Origin of the sequence: uncultured Amnibacterium sp., assembly GCF_964244015.1 — a bacterium.
Lineage (GTDB): Bacteria > Actinomycetota > Actinomycetes > Actinomycetales > Microbacteriaceae > Amnibacterium.
In genome coordinates this window covers 1-4,924 of sequence record NZ_CAXTHO010000168.1, presented here as the reverse complement: position 1 = coordinate 4,924, position 4,924 = coordinate 1, and the positions used below count along the sequence as shown (strand labels likewise).

The following is a 4,924-nucleotide window of genomic DNA, read 5'->3' as shown; positions in this document are numbered from 1 at the left end:
GTCCACACCTCCGGCTGGGCGCAGGCCGCGAAGTTCTTCGGCACGCCCGCGCGGGTGACGCACGTCATCGGGCGGAATCGGGAGAACACCCGGGCGTTCGCGGATGCGTTCGGGATCCCGAACGTGCTGACCGACTGGCGCGACGCGGTGGCGGACCCGGACATCCACGTCGTGGACGTCTGCACGCCGGGCGACAGCCACGTCGACATCGCGATCGGTGCGCTCGAGGCCGGCAAGCACGTGCTCTGCGAGAAGCCGCTCGCGAACTCCGTCGACGGGGCGGAGCGGATGGTCGCGGCCGCAGAGGTGGCGAGCACCCGCGGCGTGCGGTCGATGGTCGGGTTCTCCTACCGCCGCGTGCCGGCGCTCGCGTACGCGCGGCAGCTGGTGCGCCAGGGGCGGATCGGCGACATCCGCCACATCCGCGCGGTCTACCTGCAGGACTGGATCGCGGACCCGGAGTTCCCGCTGGTCTGGCGGCTCGACAAGGACGCGGCGGGATCGGGCGCGCTCGGCGATGTCGGCGCGCACATCATCGACCTGGCCGCGTTCCTCACGGGGCACCGTCTGACGGGGCTGACCGGCCTCACCGAGACGTTCGTGAAGACCCGGCCGAAGCTCGCCGCGCTGACCGGCGGGCTGACCGCGACGGGCTCGGAGGAGCGCGGCGAGGTGACCGTCGACGACGCCGCCGTGTGGGTGGCGCGCACCGACAAGGGCGCGCTGGCGACCTTCGAGGCGACCCGGTTCGCGGTCGGCAGGAAGAACGCGATGCGGATCGAGCTGAACGGCTCGAAGGGCTCGCTCGCGTTCGACTTCGAGCGGATGAACGAGCTGGAGTTCTTCGACTTCACGCTGCCGGCGGTGGAGAACGGCTTCCGCCGCATCCTCGTCACCGAGCCGGAGCATCCCTACGTCGGCGCATGGTGGCCGCCCGGGCACGGCCTCGGCTACGAGCACACCTTCACGCACGAGGTGAAGGACTTCGTCGACGCGATCGTCGCGGGCACCGATCCGGAACCGTCCTTCGCCGACGGCCTCGCCGTGCAGAAGGTGCTGAAGGCGATCGAGGGGTCACGCGGAGACTGGGTCGACCTGTGACGGGTTGTGTTCACGGATCAGGGGATTCGGGGCTTCGCCGCCGAATCCCCTGATCCGTGAACACGACTCACCAGGAATCGGGACGTGCGCCCTCCGGGACCGGCTCGGGGCGGTCGACCGTCGTCGTCAGCGTGATCACCGTGTGCTCGGCGCTCGATCGCGGCAGCGCATCCATGATCTCGAGCACGTGCTGGGCGAGCGCGCCCGAGGCGCGGTGCGGTCGGTCGGTCGCGATGGCTTGCGCCATGTCGGCGAGGCCGTAGCCGCGACCGGCGCCGACGTAGCCGGCGTTCGGCTGCACCGTGCGCCAGTCGCCCGCCTCCACCGTCCACGCCTCCACCGGGTCGTCGAACCGGTTGGGATCGGGTACCGCGATCGTGCCGCTCGTACCGTGCACCTCGAACAGCGGGGCCCGCGTCGCCCACGTGTCGAACGAGAAGGAGACGCGCGAGACGGCGCCGCCGGCGTGCTCGAGGATCCCGCTCACGCCGGTGTCGACGGCGACGGGCACCGCCTCCCCCGCACGCGGACCCGTGGCGACGGTGCGCTCGCGCGGCGACCGGATGCTGACGCCGGAGACGCGGACGACCGGGCCGAGCATCGTCACGAGCGCGGTCAGGTAGTACGGGCCCATGTCGAGCAGCGGGCCGCCGCCCGGCTGGTAGTAGAAGAACGGGTTCGGGTGCCAGGCCTCGTGGCCCGGGGCGCTCCACGACGCCTCCGCGGTCAGCACCTGCCCGATCACGCCGTCGTCGATCAGGCGCGTCGCGGTCTGGATGCCCGTTCCGAGCACGGTGTCCGGCGCGCTGCCGACCCGCAGGCCCCGTTCTGCTGCGAGCAGCAGCATCGGCGCGGCCTCGTCGGGGCTGAGGGCGAGCGGCTTCTCGGCGTACAGGTGCTTGCCGGACTCGAGGATGCGCGTGCCGACCTGCACGTGCACGGCGGGGATCGTCAGGTTCAGCACCGCATCGATGTCGTCCGACGCGAGCAGCGCGTCGACCGACCGCGACTCGACGCCCTGTTCCGCGGCGACCTCCGCGGCACGCTGCTCGTCGAGGTCCGCGACGGCGACGAGCCGCAGGTTGGGGAGGGAGGGGAAGGAGGCGAAGTACTGCGCGCTGATGACGCCCACGCCGATCACCGCGATCCGGAGAGGGGCCGTCATGCGAGCGTCCTCTCGGTGGGATCCCACCCGGCGGGCAGCGGTTCGGGCGCCGACACGGTGCTCGTGACCGCGACGGTCGTACCGGTCTCGGACGCCTCCGCGGCGGCGAGCATCACATCCAGCACGTGCGCGGCGAGCGCACCCGACGCGCGCTCCGGCACGCCGGCGGCGATCGCCCTGGCCAGCTCGAGCACGCCGAGCCCGCGGCCGGTCGACGCGCCCACCGCCTCGATCGACTCGGGATCCGGTCGATCGTGTCCGGTCACGCCCGTCCACGACGCGACCGTCCACAGCTCGGACTCGCCGTCGAACACGTTGGGGTCCGGCAGCACGATCACGCCGTCCGTCCCCGTGATCTCGAAGGAGCCCGCACGCGGCAGCGCGGACTGGAACGAGAACGTGGCCTGGGCGGAGGTGCCGCCCTCGAACTCGATCAGCAGCGCGGAGTACGTCGGCACGGTCACCTCGAACGTGGTCCCCGCCCGCGGGCCGGACTCCACCGTCCGTTCCGGGCGGGCGATCGAGCCGACCGCCGACACGCGACGGACGGGGCCGAACACGGTGATCAGCGTCGAGAGGTAGTAGGGCCCGAGGTCGAGCAGCGGACCGCCGCCGGCCTGGAACAGGAACTCCGGCGCCGGGTGCCAGCGGTCCGGTCCGGGGTTCAGCACCTGCGTGATCGCGGTCTGCGGCGCGCCGATTCGGCCGTCGGCGATCGCGCGGAACGCGGTCTGCAGCCCGGCGCCGAGCACCGTGTCCGGCGCGACGGCCACGCGCAGCCCCGCCTCCGCTGCAGCGTCCAAAACCCGCCGCGCGTCCTCCGCGGTCGTGGCGATCGGCTTCTCGCTCCACACGTGCTTGCCGGCGGCGAGGATCGCCAGGTCGACCTCCGCATGCATCGACGGCAGCGTCAGGTTGACGACGATGTCGATGCCGTCGTCGGCCAGCAGCTGCTCGACGGTGCCGGAGGCGGCGACGCCGAACTCCTCCGCCCGCGACTTCGCCCGCTCGAGGTCGATGTCCGCGACGAACCGGACCTCGAGGTCCGGGAAGGTCGTGAGGTTGCTCAGGTACTGGGCGCTGATCACACCCGCGCCGATGAGCCCGACTCCGACGGGGCCCTTCGGGGCCGCTCCGACCGTCACTCGCCCTCCTCCAGCTGCGTGACGTAGGCGAGGGAGGCGGCGAGGCCGTCCATCGTGTCGCCCGCGTAGTCGTCGAACTCGAGGACGCGGATCGCGTCCGGCGCGGCGCCCAGCACGGCGGGGACATCCATCGCGCCCTCGCCCGCGGGCAGCTGCGCGGTGACGTCGCGGCTCTTGTCGCCGTCCTTGACGTGCAGCAGCCGCACGCGGTCGCCGAGCCGGCCGAGCAGCTCGACGACGTCGACGCCGCCGACCTCCACCCAGTAGGTGTCCACCTCGAGCACGACCTGCGGGTCGAGGCGCGCGGCGAGCAGCTCGAGCGCGGGCGTGCCGTTGGGACGCGCCTCCAGCTCCCACCAGTGGTTGTGGTAGCCGAAGGTCAGGCCGTACCCGCGGGCCGCGTCGGCCGCGCTGTTGATCCGCTCGGCGATCCGCGCGACGCCGTCGATCGACTCCCAGTCGTCCGTGCGGTGCGCGGGATCGATGATCGTCTGCACGCCGATGGCGGCCGCCGCCTCGAACGCGGGCGACGGGTCGTCGAGCTCGAGCACGCCGGCGTGCGCGGACGGCGCCGAGAGGCCGGTCGAGGCGAGCGCGGCGACGTAGGCGTCGGAATCGACGACGAACGCGCCGTAGGGCTCGACCCTCGTGAAGCCGAGTGCGGCGAGGCGCTCGAGTGTGCCCTCGAGATCCTCGGACAGTCGGTCGCGGACCGAGTAGAGCTGGACGGAGATCGGACCTCGAGGCATGCAGCGCTCCTTCGCACTCCCGGCGACCTGCTGCGACCGGGACGTCTCTCATCCAATCACGCCACACTGTCGCGATCCGCAGGTCACGCGAAGCAGGCGACCTTGCCGACGTGACCACGAACCCCTATGTTGCTATTCGCAACATTTTCGCTTCGACGAGGAAACGGACCCCTCCATGGCGCTGCAGCCGACCCGCGACGACAAGTTCTCCTTCGGTCTCTGGACCATCGGCTACAACGGCTCCGACCCGTTCGGCGGTCCGACCCGTGCCCCGCTCGACGTCGTGAAGGTCGTCGAGAAGCTCTCCGAGCTCGGCGCCTACGGCCTCACCTTCCACGACGACGACCTGTTCGTGTTCGGGTCGACGGACGCCGAGCGCCAGTCGCAGATCGACCGGCTGAAGGGCGCGCTCGCCGACACGGGTGTGATCGTGCCGATGATCACGACCAACCTGTTCAGCGCGCCCGTCTTCAAGGACGGCGGCTTCACCTCCAACGACCGGGCCGTGCGCCGCTTCGCACTCCGCAAGGTGCTGCGCAACATCGACCTCGCCGCCGAGCTCGGGGCAGAGACGTTCGTCATGTGGGGCGGCCGGGAGGGTGCCGAGTACGACACCTCGAAGGACATCCGCCAGGCGCTCGAGCGCTACCGCGAGGCCGTGAACCTGCTGTCCGACTACGTGCTGGCCAAGGGCTACGGCCTTCGTTTCGCGATCGAGCCGAAGCCGAACGAGCCCCGCGGCGACATCCTGCTGCCGACGGTCG

The 4,924-nt window shown here is 71.5% G+C and carries 5 protein-coding genes; 2 read left to right on the top strand and 3 right to left on the bottom strand.

Going from position 1 to position 4,924, the window contains the following annotated elements; all coding sequences use genetic code 11:
• Window positions 1-1,101, top strand: a 1,101-nt coding sequence (locus ACFE67_RS14025) for a Gfo/Idh/MocA family protein (RefSeq protein ID WP_375407493.1), incomplete at its 5' end; no start/stop codon positions are given.
• 67 nt (window positions 1,102-1,168) lie between these two features.
• Here the strand turns inward: ACFE67_RS14025 and ACFE67_RS14020 are convergent.
• The 3 genes from ACFE67_RS14020 to ACFE67_RS14010 are packed head-to-tail and all read right to left on the bottom strand — an operon-like array spanning window position 1,169 to window position 4,160.
• Window positions 1,169-2,266 (bottom strand): Gfo/Idh/MocA family protein, encoded by a 1,098-nt coding sequence (locus ACFE67_RS14020; RefSeq protein WP_375407492.1) that lies wholly within the window; start codon window positions 2,264-2,266, stop codon window positions 1,169-1,171.
• Entirely contained in the window at window positions 2,263-3,411 is a 1,149-nt protein-coding gene (locus ACFE67_RS14015) for a Gfo/Idh/MocA family protein (RefSeq protein WP_375407491.1), read from the bottom strand. Before ACFE67_RS14015 ends, ACFE67_RS14020 begins: the two co-directional genes overlap by 4 nt.
• Window positions 3,408-4,160: a sugar phosphate isomerase/epimerase family protein gene (locus tag ACFE67_RS14010; RefSeq protein WP_375407490.1), complete on the bottom strand. Its 753-nt coding sequence runs from the start codon at window positions 4,158-4,160 to the stop codon at window positions 3,408-3,410. Before ACFE67_RS14010 ends, ACFE67_RS14015 begins: the two co-directional genes overlap by 4 nt.
• A 175-nt stretch (window positions 4,161-4,335) precedes the next feature.
• Here ACFE67_RS14010 and ACFE67_RS14005 point away from each other — a divergent pair.
• Window positions 4,336-4,924, top strand: a 589-nt coding sequence (locus tag ACFE67_RS14005; protein WP_375407489.1) for a TIM barrel protein, incomplete at its 3' end; no start/stop codon positions are given.

Bases quoted from the DNA above. Each gene is read 5' to 3' on its own strand.
- ACFE67_RS14020 (WP_375407492.1), bottom strand. From the start codon at position 2,266: ATGACGGCCCCTCTCCGGATCGCGGTGATCGGCGTGGGCGTCATCAGC.
- ACFE67_RS14010 (WP_375407490.1), bottom strand. From the start codon at position 4,160: ATGCCTCGAGGTCCGATCTCCGTCCAGCTCTACTCGGTCCGCGACCGA.